14 protein-coding genes are annotated in these 17,518 nt (G+C 60.1%); 10 read left to right on the top strand and 4 right to left on the bottom strand.

Annotation, left to right across the window (positions count from 1 at the left end):
• Nucleotides 1-13: 13 nt before the first annotated feature.
• The 8 genes from ACURWW_RS15695 to ACURWW_RS15660 all read left to right on the top strand — a co-directional run bounded on the left by ACURWW_RS15695 (nt 14) and on the right by ACURWW_RS15660 (nt 6,926).
• On the top strand, nt 14-847 hold the full coding sequence (locus ACURWW_RS15695; protein ID WP_445617854.1) for a thymidylate synthase: 834 nt from the start codon (nt 14-16) through the stop codon (nt 845-847).
• A 43-nt stretch (nt 848-890) separates the two neighbouring features.
• Entirely contained in the window at nt 891-1,424 is a 534-nt protein-coding gene (gene folA, locus ACURWW_RS15690) for a type 3 dihydrofolate reductase (protein WP_445617853.1), read from the top strand.
• 278 nt (nt 1,425-1,702) lie between these two features.
• Complete coding sequence (locus tag ACURWW_RS15685) at nt 1,703-2,482, top strand: DUF3450 domain-containing protein (RefSeq protein ID WP_445617852.1); 780 nt, start codon at nt 1,703-1,705, stop codon at nt 2,480-2,482.
• Nucleotides 2,479-3,864, top strand: coding sequence for a MotA/TolQ/ExbB proton channel family protein (locus ACURWW_RS15680; RefSeq protein WP_445617851.1), 1,386 nt, complete (start codon nt 2,479-2,481; stop codon nt 3,862-3,864). Before ACURWW_RS15685 ends, ACURWW_RS15680 begins: the two co-directional genes overlap by 4 nt.
• A 14-nt stretch (nt 3,865-3,878) precedes the next feature.
• Nucleotides 3,879-4,406 (top strand): MotA/TolQ/ExbB proton channel family protein, encoded by a 528-nt coding sequence (locus ACURWW_RS15675; RefSeq protein ID WP_445617850.1) that lies wholly within the window; start codon nt 3,879-3,881, stop codon nt 4,404-4,406.
• A gap of 88 nt (nt 4,407-4,494) precedes the next feature.
• Nucleotides 4,495-4,896 carry an ExbD/TolR family protein gene (locus tag ACURWW_RS15670; RefSeq protein WP_445617849.1) on the top strand — a complete coding sequence of 134 codons (402 nt, stop codon included), beginning with the start codon at nt 4,495-4,497 and terminating at the stop codon, nt 4,894-4,896.
• A gap of 6 nt (nt 4,897-4,902) precedes the next feature.
• On the top strand, nt 4,903-5,505 hold the full coding sequence (locus tag ACURWW_RS15665) for an energy transducer TonB (protein ID WP_445617848.1): 603 nt from the start codon (nt 4,903-4,905) through the stop codon (nt 5,503-5,505).
• Nucleotides 5,506-5,570: 65 nt separating this feature from the next.
• Nucleotides 5,571-6,926, top strand: a complete 1,356-nt coding sequence (locus ACURWW_RS15660; protein WP_445617847.1) for a tetratricopeptide repeat protein — start codon at nt 5,571-5,573, stop codon at nt 6,924-6,926.
• A gap of 188 nt (nt 6,927-7,114) precedes the next feature.
• On the opposite strand, the gene ilvD is transcribed toward ACURWW_RS15660, so the two are convergent.
• The 4 genes from ilvD to ACURWW_RS15640 all read right to left on the bottom strand — a co-directional run bounded on the left by ilvD (nt 7,115) and on the right by ACURWW_RS15640 (nt 12,476).
• On the bottom strand, nt 7,115-8,959 hold the full coding sequence (gene ilvD, locus ACURWW_RS15655; protein WP_445617846.1) for a dihydroxy-acid dehydratase: 1,845 nt from the start codon (nt 8,957-8,959) through the stop codon (nt 7,115-7,117).
• A gap of 79 nt (nt 8,960-9,038) precedes the next feature.
• Nucleotides 9,039-10,382, bottom strand: a complete 1,344-nt coding sequence (gene argA / locus ACURWW_RS15650; protein WP_445617845.1) for an amino-acid N-acetyltransferase — start codon at nt 10,380-10,382, stop codon at nt 9,039-9,041.
• A gap of 83 nt (nt 10,383-10,465) precedes the next feature.
• Complete coding sequence (locus ACURWW_RS15645; protein ID WP_445617844.1) at nt 10,466-11,743, bottom strand: inorganic phosphate transporter; 1,278 nt, start codon at nt 11,741-11,743, stop codon at nt 10,466-10,468.
• Between the two features lie 52 nt (nt 11,744-11,795).
• A complete protein-coding gene (locus ACURWW_RS15640; protein WP_445617843.1) occupies nt 11,796-12,476 on the bottom strand; it encodes a TIGR00153 family protein in 681 nt (226 codons plus the stop codon).
• A 239-nt stretch (nt 12,477-12,715) separates the two neighbouring features.
• Between ACURWW_RS15640 and ACURWW_RS15635 the strand changes: the two genes are divergently transcribed.
• Together ACURWW_RS15635 and glnE are read left to right on the top strand one after the other, a co-directional pair.
• Nucleotides 12,716-14,491: a GspE/PulE family protein gene (locus ACURWW_RS15635; RefSeq protein WP_445617842.1), complete on the top strand. Its 1,776-nt coding sequence runs from the start codon at nt 12,716-12,718 to the stop codon at nt 14,489-14,491.
• Between the two features lie 27 nt (nt 14,492-14,518).
• Nucleotides 14,519-17,515, top strand: coding sequence for a bifunctional [glutamate--ammonia ligase]-adenylyl-L-tyrosine phosphorylase/[glutamate--ammonia-ligase] adenylyltransferase (gene glnE / locus ACURWW_RS15630; RefSeq protein ID WP_445617841.1), 2,997 nt, complete (start codon nt 14,519-14,521; stop codon nt 17,513-17,515).
• Nucleotides 17,516-17,518 lie beyond the last annotated feature (3 nt).

The following is a 17,518-nucleotide window of genomic DNA, read 5'->3' as shown; positions in this document are numbered from 1 at the left end:
GAATTTGTAATCAATGAAACAATATCTGGAACTGATGCGCCATGTGCGCGACCACGGGGTTGAGAAAGGCGATCGCACCGGCACGGGAACCAGAAGCGTTTTCGGTTACCAGATGCGCTTCGACCTGCGGGAAGGCTTTCCCCTGGTTACCACCAAAAAGTGCCACCTCAAGTCGATCATCCACGAGCTGCTCTGGTTTCTGAAGGGGGATACCAATACCCGGTACCTGCGCGAGAACGGTGTGAGCATCTGGGATGAATGGGCGCTGGACTCGGGCGATCTGGGGCCGGTCTACGGATTTCAGTGGCGCTCCTGGCCCACTCCCGATGGCGAGAGTATCGATCAGATGCGCCAACTCGTCGAACAGATTCGCCGCAACCCCAACTCCCGGCGTCTGATTGTTTCCGCGTGGAACCCCGCCCAGTTGCCCGATGAGTCGATCAGCCCCCAGGATAATGTCCGCGCGGGGCGTATGGCGCTCGCCCCGTGCCACACGTTCTTTCAGTTTTATGTGGCCGAAGGCCGGCTTTCCTGTCAGCTCTACCAGCGCAGTGCGGATATCTTCCTGGGTGTGCCTTTCAATATCGCCTCCTACGCACTGTTGACGATGATGATGGCTCAGGTGCTCGATCTCGAGCCGGGCGACTTTATCCATACGCTCGGTGATGCGCATCTCTACCTCAACCATATGGACCAGGTAGAGACGCAGCTTGCGCGCACACCCCGCCCCCTGGCGCGTATGAAGCTGAACCCGGCGGTGACTGACCTTTTCAGTTTTGTGTTTGACGATTTTGAGCTGGAGGGCTACGACCCTCATCCCCATATCAAGGCCCCGGTCGCCGTATAACAAAAAACAGAACGTCACCGGGATAGTGTTGTAAGATGGACCGATGCAAGTTTCTCTGATAGTCGCCATGGCGGATAATCGCGTAATCGGGCGGGACAATAAAATGCCCTGGCGCCTACCGGCCGACCTGAAATATTTCAAAAACGTGACAATGGGAAAGCCGATTGTCATGGGGCGAAAGACCTTCGAATCCATCGGCAGGCCGTTGCCGGGCAGAACTAATATTGTGGTTACTCGTCAAACTGACTGGCGGTTCGATGGTGGTGTCGAGATCGCTCATACTCTGCCGGAAGCGTTGGAAAGAGCCCGAAACTTATCGTTGATCGATGGAAACGAAGAGGTTATGGTTATTGGCGGTGCGCAAATCTACCGGGAAGTGCTGCCTCAGGCTCACCGGTTATATTTGACGCAGATCCATGCCCAGATCGAAGGAGATGCTTTTTTTCCGGAGATCAGTCGTGAAGAGTGGATCGAGGTAGGCCGGGAAGACCATCAAGCCGACCCCTCCAACCCCTACGACCACTCCTTCATAGTGCTCGATCGCGTTACTCGCCCGAGCGCGGGTAACGATAGGTAACACTCGCAGGACGTAATTAACCAGCCACACCGGATAATGGACTGTCAGCCCCAACACTGTACTGCTGGGTTGGGGAATGGCAAATAAGGTGTGCTTGTTACCTAATTACACAGAAACTAAGAAGCACTTACAAACCATTGAATGTTCACGCCAGCTATTATTAAATGTCGCGCTCTTAATTGGCGCCAAAGAACCTATACTTTTTTGTCGGAACCCGGTATGGCGAAGTGGTCACACTTGCGCTTGCCGAATTTGTAAGAACCCAAATCGGGGGAGCTATGAAGAAGCAACAAATCAGAGCTGTGGCACTGACCACCGTGCTGTCGGTGGGCGCTTTCATCGGCGCTGCGCAGGCGGACCAGACGCTCGATAACATTCTCGAAGAAGGTCAGGCCATGACCAATGCCGGTGTGCAATCCCAAAAGCGCATCGACAAGCTGCAGGAAGAAACCAGCGATCTTTACCAGGAATTCAAATCCGTCAACAAGGAAATTGAAGGCCTGCGTGTTTACAACGCCCAGCTGGAAAAGCAAATCGCCAACCAGCAGGACGTACTGGCGCGGCTGGAGCGGTCGATCGACCGCGTCACCGTTACCGAGCGTCAGATGCAGCCGCTTATCCTGCGCATGCTCGACTCCCTGGAGCAGTTCGTCGAGCTGGACATCCCCTTCCTTCAGGACGAGCGTCAGGAGCGAATTGCCCAGCTGCACGCTGTCCAGGATCGCGCTGACGTAACCGTTGCGGAAAAATTCCGCCAGGTGCTGGAAGCGTACAAGATCGAATCCGAGTACAGCCGCAACAGCCTCGTTTATGAAGACACGCTCAACATCGGCGGTTCCGACAAGCAGGTCAATATGCTGATGGTGGGTCGTATCGCCCTCGTATATCAGACCAAGGACAAAGAGCTTACCGGCGTTTGGGATCAGGACAACCGTACCTGGGTCGAGCTCGAGCCGGGCCGATATGCCAACGCTGTTTCCGAAGCCATTAAAGTTGCCGAGGGTGGCGTCCCCGAAATGATGAGACTACCGATTGCTGCGCCGGAGGCCGTACAATGAAAATGAAATTCGTAAAACATTGTCTGATCGCTTCAGCCGTCGGACTGTTCGCTGCCACTGGAGCTTTTGCTCAGGAGGAGCCGAAGGCTCAATCCCTTGAGCAACTGCTCGAGATGGTGAAAGAAAACCGCATCCTGGAAACGCGTGAGCACCAGCAGCGCGAAGCCCAGTTCCGACGCGACAAGGCCAATCAGCAGGAACTGCTGAACGAAGCCCGTCAAACCCTGGCAAACGAAGAGCGTCGTGCCGAACAGCTGGAAGACACCTACGAGCAACAGGAACAACAGGTTGTCCAGAAGCGCCAGGAAATGCAGCAGCGCCTGGGTTCTCTGGATGAACTGTTCGGCCACCTGACTTCCCAGGCCGGCGACCTCCGCCAGCGTCTGGAAAGCAGCATCGTCTCCGCCCAGCCGGGCCTGAGCGGTCGTGCCGGCTTCCTGACCGACCTCATCAACAAGATGAACAGCGCCACCGAGATCCCGGAAATCGAGGAGATCGAGCAGCTGTGGTTCGAGATGCAGCGTGAAGCTGTTGAAGCGGGCAAGATCGTCAGGTTCCCCGCAACCGTCCTTAAGACGAATGGTGAGCGAGTTCAGGAGGAAGTGGTCCGCGTCGGTAACTACAACCTGATGTCCGCCAGCGGCAACTACCTGTACATGACCCAGGACGGCCAGATCGCCGAACTGCCGCGCCAGCCCGCAGGTAACTTCACGGACTCTGCCGCTCAGCTGGCGTCCGCCGAAGAGGGCTTTGTTCGTGTGGGTATCGACCCCACCGGCGCCAAGGGTGGCTCCTTCCTGCAGGCGATTGTTGACCTGCCGAGCCTCGTGGAGCAATGGCACCAGGGTCAGGAAATCGGCTACGCCATCACCGCTCTGGGTGTGTTCGCCGTGCTGCTTGGTCTGTTCCGTCTGCTGGTACTCTCAGGCGTAAGCCGCAAAGTGACGGCTCAGCTTCGTTCCGACGAGCCGAACACCAACAACCCGCTGGGTCGCATCCTGCTGGTCGGCCAAGAGAACAAGGGTATCGACAACGAGTCCCTGGAGCTCAAGCTGGAGGAGGCGATCATCAAGGAACGCCCGGCCATCGAAAGCGGTCTAAACCTCCTGAAGGTGATCTTTATGATCGCACCGCTCATGGGTCTGCTGGGTACGGTTGGCGGTATGATCCAGACCTTCCAGGCGATCACTATCTACGGTACGGGTGATCCCTCCACCATGGCGGCAGGTATCTCTGCAGCGCTTGTGACCACCATGCTGGGTCTGATCGTCGCGATCCCCACCATGCTGATTCACACCATCGTCGCGGGCCGTGCCAAGCGCATCCTGCACGTGATCGATGAGCAAAGTGCGGGCATTATCGCCGAGAACGCAGAGCGCTAAGAGGAGGTAGACCCATGCTCGCTTTACAGGAAGCATTGGCGTCGATTCGTGACTTCATGGCATCGGGCGGGCCCGTCCTGCTCGCCATCGCAGCGCTGGCGTTCGTGATGTGGACCCTGATCTTCGAGCGTGTCTGGTATTTTCGCGGCGCCCTGCGCCGCGATGTCCGGACCGCGCTTGATCACTGGGAGAGCCGTGCCGAACGCAAGTCCTGGACCGCGCAAAAGATCCGCGAAAAGCTCATGTCCGAAGTTCAGATGAAGGTGGAGCAGAATACGTCCCTGATTGCCACGTGTGTGGCGCTCTGCCCTCTTCTGGGTCTTCTGGGAACAGTTTACGGCATGATCGAAGTGTTCCAGGTTTTGAGCTTCACCGGGGGCGGCGACGTGCGGCCCATGGCGGACGGTGTATCGAAGGCTACCATTCCCACTCTGGCGGGCATGGTGTCAGCGATCTCGGGGGTGTTTGGAAACACCTACGTGACGCGAAAGGCGGAACGTGAGAACCAGCTGCTGGAAGATCACCTGACGATGGACCATTGAGATGCCGGCAATCGTGCCACTGCGAATTCGATTGCGTGCAGCTACTTGAGTAATCATCGCCCCGAATAAACATTTGCAGAGAATCATCATGGCTAGAAGAAAGGTAAGAGAGGAAGAGGAAAGTTCGGTTGACCTGACGCCCATGCTGGACGTCGTGTTCATCATGCTGATCTTCTTTATCGTGACCTCCGTATTCATCAAAGAGGCCGGCATCGAGGTCAACCGGCCGGATGCGACGACGGCCCAGCCGAAAGAGAACGTCAGCATCCTCGTCGCGATTAACGCGAATAACGAAATCTGGATCGACAAGCGTCGTGTGGATGTTCGAGCGGTCAAATCCGTTATCGAGCGTATGCGCGCCGAGAACCCCGAAGGGGGCTTGGTGATTCAGGCCGACAATGAAGCCAACGTCAAGACACTCACCGCTGTGGCCGACGCCGCCCGAGAGTTGGGCTTGTACGATGTCTCCATTGCGACGGACGAGAGTTAATTTGCTATGAACGTTACGCGACTGATCACCGCCGGTCTGTTGGGCGCGATCACCACCGCAGTTCTCATTGTGGTGATGTTCAAGCTGGTCGACAGAGAATGGGATGCGCCAGACGAGACGGAACGTCGCAAACTGGCCGACTTCAACATGCCTCAGCGGGATATCGAAACCCAGTACGATCAGGAAAAGCCCGAGAAGCCCGAGAAGCCGGAGCCGGAGCCCGATATGCCGGAGCCGGACTTCGACACCCCGGACGTTGCCCAGGAGTCGGTGAGCGTTGCGACTCCGACCGTGGACTCGGCCGTGGGCGAAATCAACGTGACGAGCTTCGACGACGGAGAATATCTTCCGATCGTGCGTGTTGAGCCCATCTATCCGACCCGTGCCGCGAGCCGGGGTATCGAGGGCTACGTTATTGTGGAGTTCACGGTAACCACCAACGGCTCGGTCCGGGATCCGATGGTTGTGGAGTCGGAACCTTCAAGCATCTTCAACCGGGCGGCAGAGCGCGCGGTCATGAAGTGGAAGTTCAAGCCTCGGGTCGTGGACGGAACTCCCGTCGAGGTACCCGGTGTGCAAACCCAGCTGACCTTCAAGCTGGACAATTAAGTCAGCGTACAGGTCGTGCCCGCCTAAATGTCCGGCCGGCCCGTACGATCTAGTTGAGGTGGACTATGGCTAAGAAGACTTCAATCGCGCGTTCGCTTGTAACGGGCGCGCTGTTTGCGGTCCCGGCGTTTCTGCTTGTCCCCATCGATAGCGTGTCTGTCTCCGGCCAGGGTGTACAGGTGAGCTGGGCCCAGGCCCAGGCGCAGGACGATGACAAGCCGAAGCGCCGAACCCGCCGCGCCATGGCAATTTCAGAGTCGGTCAACAAAAGGCTGGCTCGCGTGAGCGAACTGCTCAACCCGGAAGAGGAAGGCGCCAAGCCGGATCTGCAAGGGGCGCTGCGTGAAGCGCAGGCCATCGATTCCAGTCGCTGGAACGAGTACGAGCAGGCTCAGTTGTGGAACATGATGGGTGGTATTTACGTACAGCTTGAACAGTACGAAAAAGCCATCGAATACTACGAGCGCTATGTACAGACGGAGAGTGTTCCTGAAGCGAACATGCTGAACGTCTCCTACTATCTTGCCCAGCTTTACCTGGCGACGGAAAACTACGACAACGCTATCCGCCTGCTGGAACAGTACATCGCCCGCTCCGAAATCGTCGGTGCGGACCACTACTACAAGCTTGGCCAGGCCTATTACATGGCCGAGAATCTGGACAAGTCGCTTCCGAATATCGACAAAGCGGTCCAGATGTACGAGGACTCGGACCGGATTCCGCCGGAAGGGCTGTACCAGTACCAGATGTCCCTGTATCACGGCAAGGAGAACTACCCCAAGGTCATCAGTGTTCTCGAAAAGCTGGTGCGTCACTATCCCAAGCTGAATCACTGGCGCACACTTGCTTCGGTCTACGGCGTCTCAGGGCGTCCGCTTGATCAACTCCATGCCTATGACACCATCTACCAGATGGACGGCCTCCAGGAAGAGAAGGAGCTGCGACTTCTGGCAAGTCTGTATCTTGAGCAGGAGTATCCCTACAAGGGCGCCAAGATTCTCGATAAGGGAGTCGAAGAAGGGAAGGTCGAAAAGACCAGCAAGAACCTGGAGCTTCTGGCCGGTGCCTGGAGCCTGGCGAAGGAGATGGACAAGTCCATTCCCGTGCTGGCAGAGGCTGCAAGCAAGTCCGATGACGGTGAGCTGTTTGCGCGTCTTTCCCAGCTGTACCTGTCCATCGACGATTACCAGAAGGCAGTTGATGCGGGTCGAGAGGCCCTCAACAAGAAGGGTTTGAAAAAGCCCGCCAACGTACATCTCTACATGGGCATGTCCCTGTTCAATCTGGAGAAGTACGAGGACGCCCTCAAGTCATTTCGGGAAGCGCGCAAGGACAAGTCCGTCGCGCAGCAGGCTAATACCTGGATACGACTGGTGGAGAGCGAGCAAGCGCGAGTCGCCAAGCTGCAGGAAAGCGCCTGACCTCCAAGGCGGGCACAAAAAAGGGCTGAATTATTCAGCCCTTTTTTTGTGCCCGTGAAATGCGCCATCTCGTCGTTTGCCCTGAGCGCCGCCGATCAATCACTCCACGGGATCGCCTTTCAGCGGCGCGTGGTGAAGGCATCGAACTCCGTTCGATTCGGCGGAGCGAGTCTCAAGGACTACAGCCCTCAGTCCAATTTGCTGAGATCACGCACTGCGCCCCGGTCCGCACTGGTGGCCAGCATCGCATAAGCCTTGAGTGCCGCACTGACCTTCCGCGGTCGCGGTTTGGCGGGCTTCCAGGCCTGGTCTCCCTTGGCTTCCATCGCTGCCCGGCGGCTTTCCAGCTCCTCGTCGCTGATGCGAACTTCGATGCGGCGACCGGGAATGTCGATGCGGATGATGTCCCCATTCTCCACCAGGGCGATGTTGCCGCCGGCCGCGGCCTCAGGGGAAACGTGGCCAATGGACAGGCCCGACGTGCCACCGGAAAAACGGCCATCCGTCAGCAGGGCGCAGCTCGCACCCAGCCCTTTTGATTTAAGGTAACTGGTGGGGTAGAGCATTTCCTGCATGCCCGGTCCGCCCTTCGGCCCTTCATAGCGCACGATCACCACCTCGCCCGACTTCACTTCGCCTTCGAGGATGGCCCGCACGGCGTCGTCCTGGCTTTCCACGACCCTGGCGGGGCCTTCGAACAACCAGATGCTTTCGTCCACGCCCGCTGTTTTGACCACGCAACCACTGGGTGCGATGTTGCCGGTTAGAACCGCAAGCCCACCTTCAGCCGTATAGGCGTGCTCCACGTTGCGAATACAGCCTTGCTCCCGATCACGGTCCAGGCTTGGCCAGCGGGTGTCCTGGCTGAAGGCTTCCTGGGTCGGAATGCCTGCCGGGCCCGCCTGATAAAAGCGGCTTACGTCCGGGTCATCGTTAACGGCAATGTCCCACTTTTGCAGTGCTTCGGCGAGTGTCCGGCTGTGTACGGTGGGAAGTTCGTTGTGCAGCAGTCCGCCCCGGTTCAGCTCGCCCAGAATGGCCATAACCCCGCCGGCGCGATGCACATCCTCCATGTGGTAGTTCGGGGTGCTCGGGGCGACCTTGCACAGTTGAGGGATTTGCCGGGACATGCGGTCGATGTCCGCGAGGTCGAACTTCACTTCACCTTCCTGGGCCGCTGCAAGCAGGTGCAGAATGGTGTTTGTCGAGCCGCCCATGGCGATGTCCAGGGCCATGGCATTCTCAAACGCTTTCACGCTCGCGATAGCGCGGGGCAGAACACTCTCGTCGTCCCGCTCGTAATAACGCCTGGCCAACTGCACGATGGTGCGCCCCGCTTCCAGGAAAAGCTCCCGCCGATCCGCATGGGTGGCGAGCAACGACCCGTTGCCGGGCAAGGACAGTCCCAGAGCCTCGGTCAGACAGTTCATGGAATTGGCCGTAAACATTCCTGAGCAGGAGCCGCAGGTCGGGCATGCAGAGCGCTCATACTCCTCCACGGTTTCGTCGCTGGCCGAATCATCGGCCGCGATCACCATGGCATCCACCAGGTCCAGGCCGTGGCTGGAGAGCTTGGTTTTGCCCGCTTCCATGGGGCCGCCGGAAACAAAAACCGTGGGGATGTTCAGCCGCATTGCGGCGTTAAGCATCCCCGGGGTGATCTTGTCGCAGTTGGAGATGCAGACCAAAGCGTCGGCGCAGTGAGCATTCACCATGTACTCGACCGAGTCGGCGATGATGTCGCGGGACGGCAAACTGTAGAGCATTCCGTCATGGCCCATGGCAATGCCATCGTCCACGGCGATGGTGTTGAACTCCTTCGCTACCCCACCCGCTTTTTCAATCTCCCGCGCCACCAGTTGACCCATATCCTTGAGATGCACGTGGCCTGGCACGAACTGGGTGAAGGAGTTGGCGATGGCAATGATGGGCTTCTGAAAGTCATCGTCCTTCATCCCGGTGGCTCGCCACAGGGCGCGCGCGCCGGCCATGTTGCGTCCGGAGGTGGAAGTACGTGAACGGTAAGCGGGCATAGGTCACCTCGAGGGAGTCTTGCAATGAAAGCGCGGAGGGAAGACCAACAAGAATAACAGAAAGTGGCGTGGCTCGCTGTCAGGCGGGACCTGAGCGGCTAAGCCCATCGGACAGATGCTTCACGAACACCTTGGAGTTGCGCTGATAGTTGTACAGGTGTTGTCGCTGCTCGGGAAGACTGGCCACCTGAGCCGGTTCGAAACCCTGCTCGATAAACCAGTGAGCCGTTTGCGTGGTGAGCAGGAACAGTTTGCGGATGCCCTGCTGTCGCGCGAGCTGCTCAATATTCTTCAGCAGCAGGGCGCCACGCCCCTGGTTCCGATAGTCTCCCCGGGTGGCCACCGCGGCGAGCTCTGCCATTCGGTCTTCAAAGGGGTAAAGAGCAGCACAGGCGATGATGGCGCCGTCCTTCTCTATGACCCGGAAGCGGTGGATTTCGGTTTCAAGCAGCTCCCGGGAGCGTCGCACCAGCGTGCCCTGCCGCTCCAGAGGCTCGAGCAGTTCCAATATGCCCCCGACGTCTTCAATGGTGGCCTGGCGCAAAGTCTCGTAGCTGTCGCTGTGAATCATGGTGCCGGCACCGTCGCGGCTGAACAGTTCCTCCAGCAACGCGCCATCGATCTGATAGCTGATCAGGTGGGCGCGGGGAACCCCGGCCCGGCAGGCCTCGTAGCAGGCTGTCAGCCCCAGGCGCAGTATGGAGTCCCCTTCGATTTCTTCCCGGAGGTGACGCTCGCAGTCGCGCAGCGTGAATTCCCGCTGCAATTGCCCCTTCTCATCCACCACGCCGCGAGTATCCGTAAAGGCAATGAGCTTGTCCGCCTTCAGGCTGGCAGCGATGTGGGTGGCCACCTCGTTGTAACAGAGATTAAAGATTTCTCCGGTGAGGGAGTAGCCGAGATTGGAGACGAGTACCACGGCACCGTGGTCCAGGGCGGTGCTGATCGCCTTGCCGTTGATTCGGCGTACCGTACCCGTGTATTGAAGATCCACTCCGTCAATCACGCCCTGGGGCATGGCGGTGACAAAGTTGCCGGCAACCGTCTGAATGTGGGCGCCCTGCAGAGGGGAATTGGGGAGGCCCGCGGACAAAGCCGCTTCGATCTCGACCCGCAGTTCGCCCACGGCTCGCGTAATCGCAGGCATATGCCCGCTTTCCGTGATGCGCAATCCGCGATGAAAGCTGCTGTGAAAATCGCACTTCGCCAGGTGTGTGTCGATCTGCGGGCGGGCACCGTGGACCAGCACCAGCCGGATGCCCAAGCTGTTCAGAAGGGCGATGTCATTGACGACGTGCTGAAAATTGCCATCCTGGAAACACTGCCCCGGCAACATGAGCACAAAGGTCCTGCCCCGATGCGCGTTGATGTACGGCGAGGCGTTGCGGAACCATTGTAGAAAGCTTTCCTGTTTTGCGGGCACGGTCGGGTCGTTGGCAGCGAAGTGAATGGTGAGAGCAGATTAGCATCGATTGGCCAGCCCGTCCCAGCTCATATCCCGCTGTTTCAGGAGAATATTCCCTGAAACAGATAAAAGAACACCACCGCCAGAACCGCACCGACCGGCAGCGTGATGATCCAGGACATGAAAATGGTGCCGATCACCCCCAGGTTCAGAGCGCCGATGCCCCGCGCGAGACCGACCCCCAGGATCGCGCCGACCAGGGTGTGGGTGGTGGACACGGGCAGTCCGGTCCCAGACGCGAGCACCACCGTGCCTGCTGCGCCAAGCTCGGCGGCGAAGCCCCGGCTCGGCGTGAGTTCAGTAATCTTTTTGCCGATGGTGGCGATGACCTTGTAGCCGTAGGTGCCCAGGCCGGCAACGATGCCGATCCCGCCAAGCAGCAGAACCCAGCTTGGCATCACCGCGCTCTGGCCCACCAGGCCGCCGCTGCTGACCACGTTGTAAACCGCCGCCAGTGGACCCACCGCGTTGGCCACATCGTTGGAGCCGTGAGCGAAAGCCATGGCGCAGGCGGTGAAGATCATCAGCACCGCGAAGACGCGCTCGACACCGGCGAAGCGATTGCCCGAGCTGGGGGTGTCCTCTTCCCGGATTCGGCGCAGCAGCAGGCTGCCGAGCCCGGCCACCAGCAAACCGGCGACCACTGAGTACAGCGCGGATTCCCAGAAGCTCAGTTCGAGGCCCGCGTCCGCGAAGACGTGCTTGAGGCCTTTGAGCACGGTGACCATGGAGATCAGGAAGCCGACCGCGAACATGTAAACAGGGATGTAGCGTTTGGCGTTCTGGAACGGGGTATCGGTGTTGAGTATCAGAATCTGAACACTGCGAAAGAGTCCGTAGGAAATGCTCCCGGCCAGCAGCGGGGACACCACCCAGCTGGCAACGATGCTGCCGACCCGCCCCCAATCCACGGAGTTCACCCCCACGCCTACGGCGGCGAAGCCCACGATGGCCCCAACGATGGAGTGGGTGGTGGAGACCGGCCAGCCGCGCAAACTGGCCACCAGCAGCCAGGTGGCCGCGGCCAGCAAGGCGGAAAGCATGCCGTACACCAGCAGTTCGGGGCTGTCGCTCAGCATCTGCGGGTCGATAATGCCCTTGCGAATCGTCGAGGTGACCTCGCCCCCTGCAAGGTAGGCCCCGAGGAATTCGAAAACCATGGCGACGATGATCGCCTGGCGAATGGTCAGTGCGCGGGAGCCTACCGAGGTGCCCATTGCGTTGGCGACGTCGTTGGCGCCGACCCCCCAGGCCATGAATACGCCAAAAAAGCAGGCCAGCACCAAAAGTAGAGTGCCGTGTTCGGCAATCACCGCCATCGCTTACCCCCAATTACCACCTGGAAAGACTAAAACTACAAAAAGCCCGCGGTTAGCGGGCCAGCAACAACTGTAAACGACTACCCACCCGCTGCGCGCGGTTGGACAATTCACCAATCCATTCAATGACCCGATAGAGGAACATCACGTCCACCGGCGGCAGCTCGTCCTCGATCGCGAACAGGGCGGCCCGGATCTCCACCTCCAGCTCGTCCGCCCGGTGTTCACGCTTGTCCAGCTCCTCAATGAGATTTTCCACAACCTTCAGCTCGCGACCGCTGAAGCCGGTCTCCAGCAACTCATCCAGCTCGTTGATCGCCTTCAGAGCCTGGTTGGCGGCGTCCACGGCGGATTGCACGAACTCGAGCATATCGGGCTGAATGGAGGACGGAATGGACATCTTGCGACCCAGCATGATGCCGGCGATGTCGCGGGCGCAGTTGGCGATTGCATCCTGCATGGAGAGCAGTTCCAGAAGGTCCGTGCGCGGCACCGGGAGGAACAGGCTCTTGGGCAGATGCAGGCGCAGGTTCTTTTTCAGCGCGTCCGCTTCGTTTTCCCGTTCGGCAATTTTTTGCTGAATCGTGGAAGCGTGATCCCAGTTGCCGTCCACAACGGCCTTGAAGAAGGGGACCAGCTCATCGGCCGTCGCGCAGGCCACTGTCATATGGTCCTGCATGGGTTTGATCGGTGAGCGGCCAAACAGACTGGAGAAAGGATTACTCATGGCCATAACAGATTCCTGCTGTGTCCGTAGCTGCGTTAGCGCCAGTAGCTGGCTGGGCGCGCATTATGACAAAAACAGGCCCGTTTGGCTGCCATTTTGCGCAGCACCGCCTGAATCCGGAGTACGCTGGTACTGCTCGTGGTTTATTGCGGCTACAATCGGGAGTCCCGGTAGCCGGGAGTCAGCCGCATCAGGCGGGACGTCGCGCAGCCCGCTCTGCACCAAGCAAACAAAAAGGTTCAACCATGGCGGAAACCGCAGCCCCCGACCGCGTCCTGGACTTGCGTGGTCTTCTCAATGATCTGGTCCGCGATGGCCGCATCAGCCAGGAGGACGCCAACAGCCTCACCGGCACGGTGCGGACTCGCGAGCAGGCGGCCCTGCATCCCCTCGTTTATGTGGCCGGCCAGCAACTGGCCGACCGCGCCCGCCCCGGCAAAACCCTGGATCTGGACAGCCTCAGTGAATGGCTGGCCGAGGCAGCGGGGCTGCCCCTGTTTCACATCGATCCGCTCAAGATCAAGGTGGCCAAGGTCACCGAGGTCATGTCCTACGCATTCGCGAAGCGCCACGGCATCCTCTGCGTGGAAGTGGATAACGAAGAAGTGGTGGTTGCCACCACCCAGCCCTTCGTCAGTGGCTGGGAGCCGCAGCTGGAGCACACCGCACAAAAATCCGTGCGACGGGTGTTTGCCAATCCGGCCGATATCGAGCGCTTCCTGGTGGAGTTCTACAGCCTGTCCCGCTCAGTTTCCGGAGCGACCGGCCTGACTGGGGGCAGCAATGTGACCAACTTCGAGCAGCTGCTTGAGTTGGGCAACATGAGCGACCCGGAGGCAAACGACGCCCACATCGTCAACATCGTGGACTGGCTGCTCCAATATGCCTTCGATCAGCGGGCCAGTGATATCCATCTGGAGCCGCGCCGCGAGGTGGGCAAGGTCCGCTTCCGCATTGACGGGGTTTTGCATCAGGTTTACGAATTTCCCGCCTCGGTAAGTAACGCGGTCACCAGCCGCATCAAGATCCTGGGCCGCATGAACGTGGCCGAAAAGCGAAAGCCCCAGGACGGTCGAGTCAAGACCAAGCGGGCGGATGGCAGCGAGGTGGAGCTTCGACTGTCCACACTGCCGACCGCCTTTGGCGAGAAGCTGGTCATGCGGATCTTCGATCCCGACGTGTTGCTGCGAACCTTTGCGGAGCTCGGGCTCACCGGGGACGACCATGCCCGCTGGCAGTCCATGGTCAAGCGGCCCAACGGCATTGTCCTGGTGACGGGCCCCACCGGCTCCGGTAAAACCACAACGCTCTATTCCACGCTCAAACAGCTCGCCACCGCCGAGGTGAATGTCAGCACCATCGAGGACCCCATCGAAATGGTGGAGGAAGCCTTCAACCAGACCCAGGTGCAGCACCAGATCGGTCTGGATTTCGCCGCCGGGGTCCGTACGCTCATGCGCCAGGATCCCGACATCATCATGGTGGGTGAAATCCGGGACCTGGAAACCGCGCAGATGGCCATTCAGGCGGCCCTGACCGGGCACCTGGTGCTCTCCACTCTCCACACCAACGACGCACCCACATCCATCACCCGTCTGCTGGACCTGGGCGTCCCCGGTTACCTGATCAAATCCACCCTGCTGGGCGTGGTGGCCCAGCGCCTTGTGCGCACTCTCTGCCCCCATTGCAAGGAGGATGCGCCCCTGGATGATGCTGCCTGGCAGGAGTTGGTCAAGCCGTGGCGGGCGCCCGGACCGCGAAAGATCTCCAAGCCAGTGGGCTGCCTCGAATGTCGCAACACGGGCTATCTCGGTCGCCAGGGGCTCTACGAAATGCTGCCCATTTCGGACGGCGTGATGGAGCTGATCGGCGACCGCTGCGAGCCCCAACTGCTGCGCAAGCAGGGAATGAAAGAAGGCATGCGCACGCTGCGGCTTGCGGGGGCGCAAAAGGTGGCAGCCGGACTGACCACCATCGAGGAAGTGATGCGAGTAGCTCCGCCGCCTGATACCATCAGCTGACCCCATCCCCCAGCGATCAGCCTATTCATGTTCGACACCAGGAACCTGCCCGAGCCCCTCGTCCGCCAGGCTGAGCGCTTTGTCCTGCAATGGCAAAGCAGCGCGTCGCCGGAGGCGCAGCATAATCTCGACGAGCTTCTCTCCAGCCGGGCCGAACTTCGCGAGCAGGCCTGCCGGGCGATCGTGGGGAGCGAATTCATTGCCGGGCAGCTTCTCGCTGATCCGGACACCTTTATTCGCTGGCTCGAAAACGATGAGCTTGAGTTTCTCACCGCCTGGGACGGGAGCCGGATCAAAGGCCATCTCGACCAGAGCCTCCAGCGCGACAGCGACGAACACTTCGACCGTTCCCTGCGCGAGTTCCGCCGCAAGTTCATGGTGCGAATCGTCTGGCGGGACCTGAATCGCCGCGCTGGCCTTGAAGAAACCACCGGCGAACTCAGCGTCTTTGCCGCCGCCGCCGTACAGGAGGCCATGGACTACCACTACGCTGCACTGAGCCGGCGCTTTGGCCTTCCTCTCGGGGTCGCGAGCGAGTCGCCGCAGCCCATGCTGGTACTGGGCATGGGCAAGCTGGGCGCCGGGGAGCTCAATGTCTCGTCCGACATTGACCTGATATTCGCCTACCCCGAAACAGGGGAGACCGCAGGCGGGCGGCAAACCCTCAGCAACCAGGAATTCTTTACCCGGCTGGGTCAGCGGCTGATCAAATCCCTGGATGCGGTTACCGCGCACGGTTTTGTTTTTCGAGTCGACATGCGTCTGCGTCCCTATGGCTCCAGTGGTTCACTGGCCATGAGCTTCGACGGACTGGAAACCTACTACCAGACCCAGGGACGCGAATGGGAACGCTATGCCATGATCAAGGCGCGGGTGATCGCCGCCACGCCCCCTGCGCTCCTCGACACGCTTGCCGCTGAAGCATTGCCATCTCCGGTTCATCCGCCCAATCGGGACCCGGCGGCGGAGCTGATGTCCCTGCTGCAGCCATTCACCTTCCGCCGTTATCTGGACTTTTCCGCCATTGACGCCATGCGGGCCATGAAGCAGCTGATCACGCGAGAGGTGTCCCGCAAAGGGCTGCAGGACGACGTCAAGCTGGGCGCTGGCGGGATTCGCGAGATCGAGTTCATCGTTCAGGTCTTCCAGCTGATCCGCGGCGGCCGCGATACGCGCCTCCAGGAGCGTCGTTTGCTCAGGGTTTTGCCCCTCCTGGTGGAAACCGCCTGTCTCCCGCCCGCGGTGGCCGACCGGCTGGCGGAAGCCTATGTGTTCCTGCGCGATACCGAACACGCCCTGCAGGGCTGGCAGGACCGGCAAACCCAACAGCTGCCTCCCGACGGGGACGGTCAGGCCCGTCTGGCCTGGGTGATGGGTTTTGATGGCTGGGACGACTTCGCGGCCGAGTTGCAGCGCCACCGGCATGCGGTCAGCGCCCAGTTCCGGGAGCTTATTGCGGAGCCGGAGGAGAAAAGCGGGGAAACCCGCGAAGACGACGGATGGCACCTGATCTGGCAGAACAGTCTGATCGACGAAGCGGCTCGCGACTTCCTCCACACCCAGGGGGTTCCCGACCCCACCGCCATACTGGGCACCCTCAACAACTTGCGCGAGAGCCGCTACGTCCTGGCGATGCAGGCCACCGCCCGGGACCGCCTGGATCACCTGATGCCGGCACTGCTGTCGGAACTGGGCGAGGTGGAAAATCCCGTCCCGACGCTGGAGCGTGTGTGCGGCGTGATTGAGGCGGTGGCCCGCCGCAGTGCCTATATTGTGTTGCTGCTTGAAAACCCTTCGGCGCGCAAGCAGCTTCTCAAGCTCTGCTCCGCCAGCCCCTGGATTGCCGGGGAGCTTCGCAGTCACCCGGTACTGCTGGACGAGCTGCTGGACAGCCGCACGCTCTATACGCTTCCCGACGTTCCCACACTGCGGGACGAACTGCGCCGGGATACCCTGCGCCTGAGCTGGGAGGACCTGGAGGGTCACATGGAGGCGCTGCGGTACTTCCGCATGTCTCACGCCCTGCGGGTAGCCGCCTGTGAGGTGACCGATCTGCTGCCCTTGATGAAGGTGAGTGACTACCTGACCTTTCTGGCGGAGGTCATTCTCGAGCATGTGCTGGAACTGGCCTGGCAGCAAATGATTGCCCGCTACGGGCGCCCCCGCCGGGCGGACGGGGGGACCTGCTCTGTGGACAGCCAGACTGGCGACTTCGTCATTGTGGGTTACGGGAAGCTCGGCGGCATCGAGCTCGGCCACGGCTCGGACCTGGACCTGGTGTTTGTGCACCGGGCCGACCCCCACCTCGGCACGGAAGGCCCCCGGGAAATCGACAACGGCACCTTCTTCATGCGTCTGGGCCAGAAAATCATTCACATCCTCAACGCCCAGACTCTTTCCGGTCAGCTTTACGACATCGACATGCGCCTGCGCCCCTCGGGCAACTCCGGATTGCTGGTCAGCACCCTTGCCGCATTCGCTCATTACCAGGAGAAGGATGCGTGGACCTGGGAGCATCAGGCATTGGTTCGGGCGCGGGTGGTAGCCGGGGGCGCCGGGCTTGCGGCGGAGTTCGAGGAGGTTCGCCAGCAGGTGCTTTGCCGTGAGCGGGATCTGCCCGAGCTCCGGCGGGAAGTGGTGGATATGCGGGAGAAAATGCGCCGGCACCTGGGAAGCGAAAGCCAGCCCCGCCATCAGGAGCCCCGGTTTCATATCAAGCAGGACGCAGGCGGTATTGTCGATATTGAATTTATGGTTCAATATGCTGTCTTGGCTTGGGCGCATCTACACCCGGCGCTGACAAGATACACAGATAACATTCGCATCCTCGGCTGTCTTGCCGAGGCTGGTCTGGTGACCCCGGACGAAGCGGACCAACTCATCGAAGCCTACAAAACCTATCGATCGACTGTGCATCGCCTGGCGTTACAAGGTTTGCCGAGCATCGTTTCCGGCGACCGGTTTCTGCCGGAACGCAGCCTCGTGGTCAGACACTGGCAACGGCTGTTGATCGCCCACCCCTGAGGT

It is taken from the genome of Gilvimarinus sp. F26214L (assembly GCF_054401055.1).
Note: the sequence above shows the minus strand (reverse complement) of the source record. Positions and strands in the feature narration are given on the sequence as shown.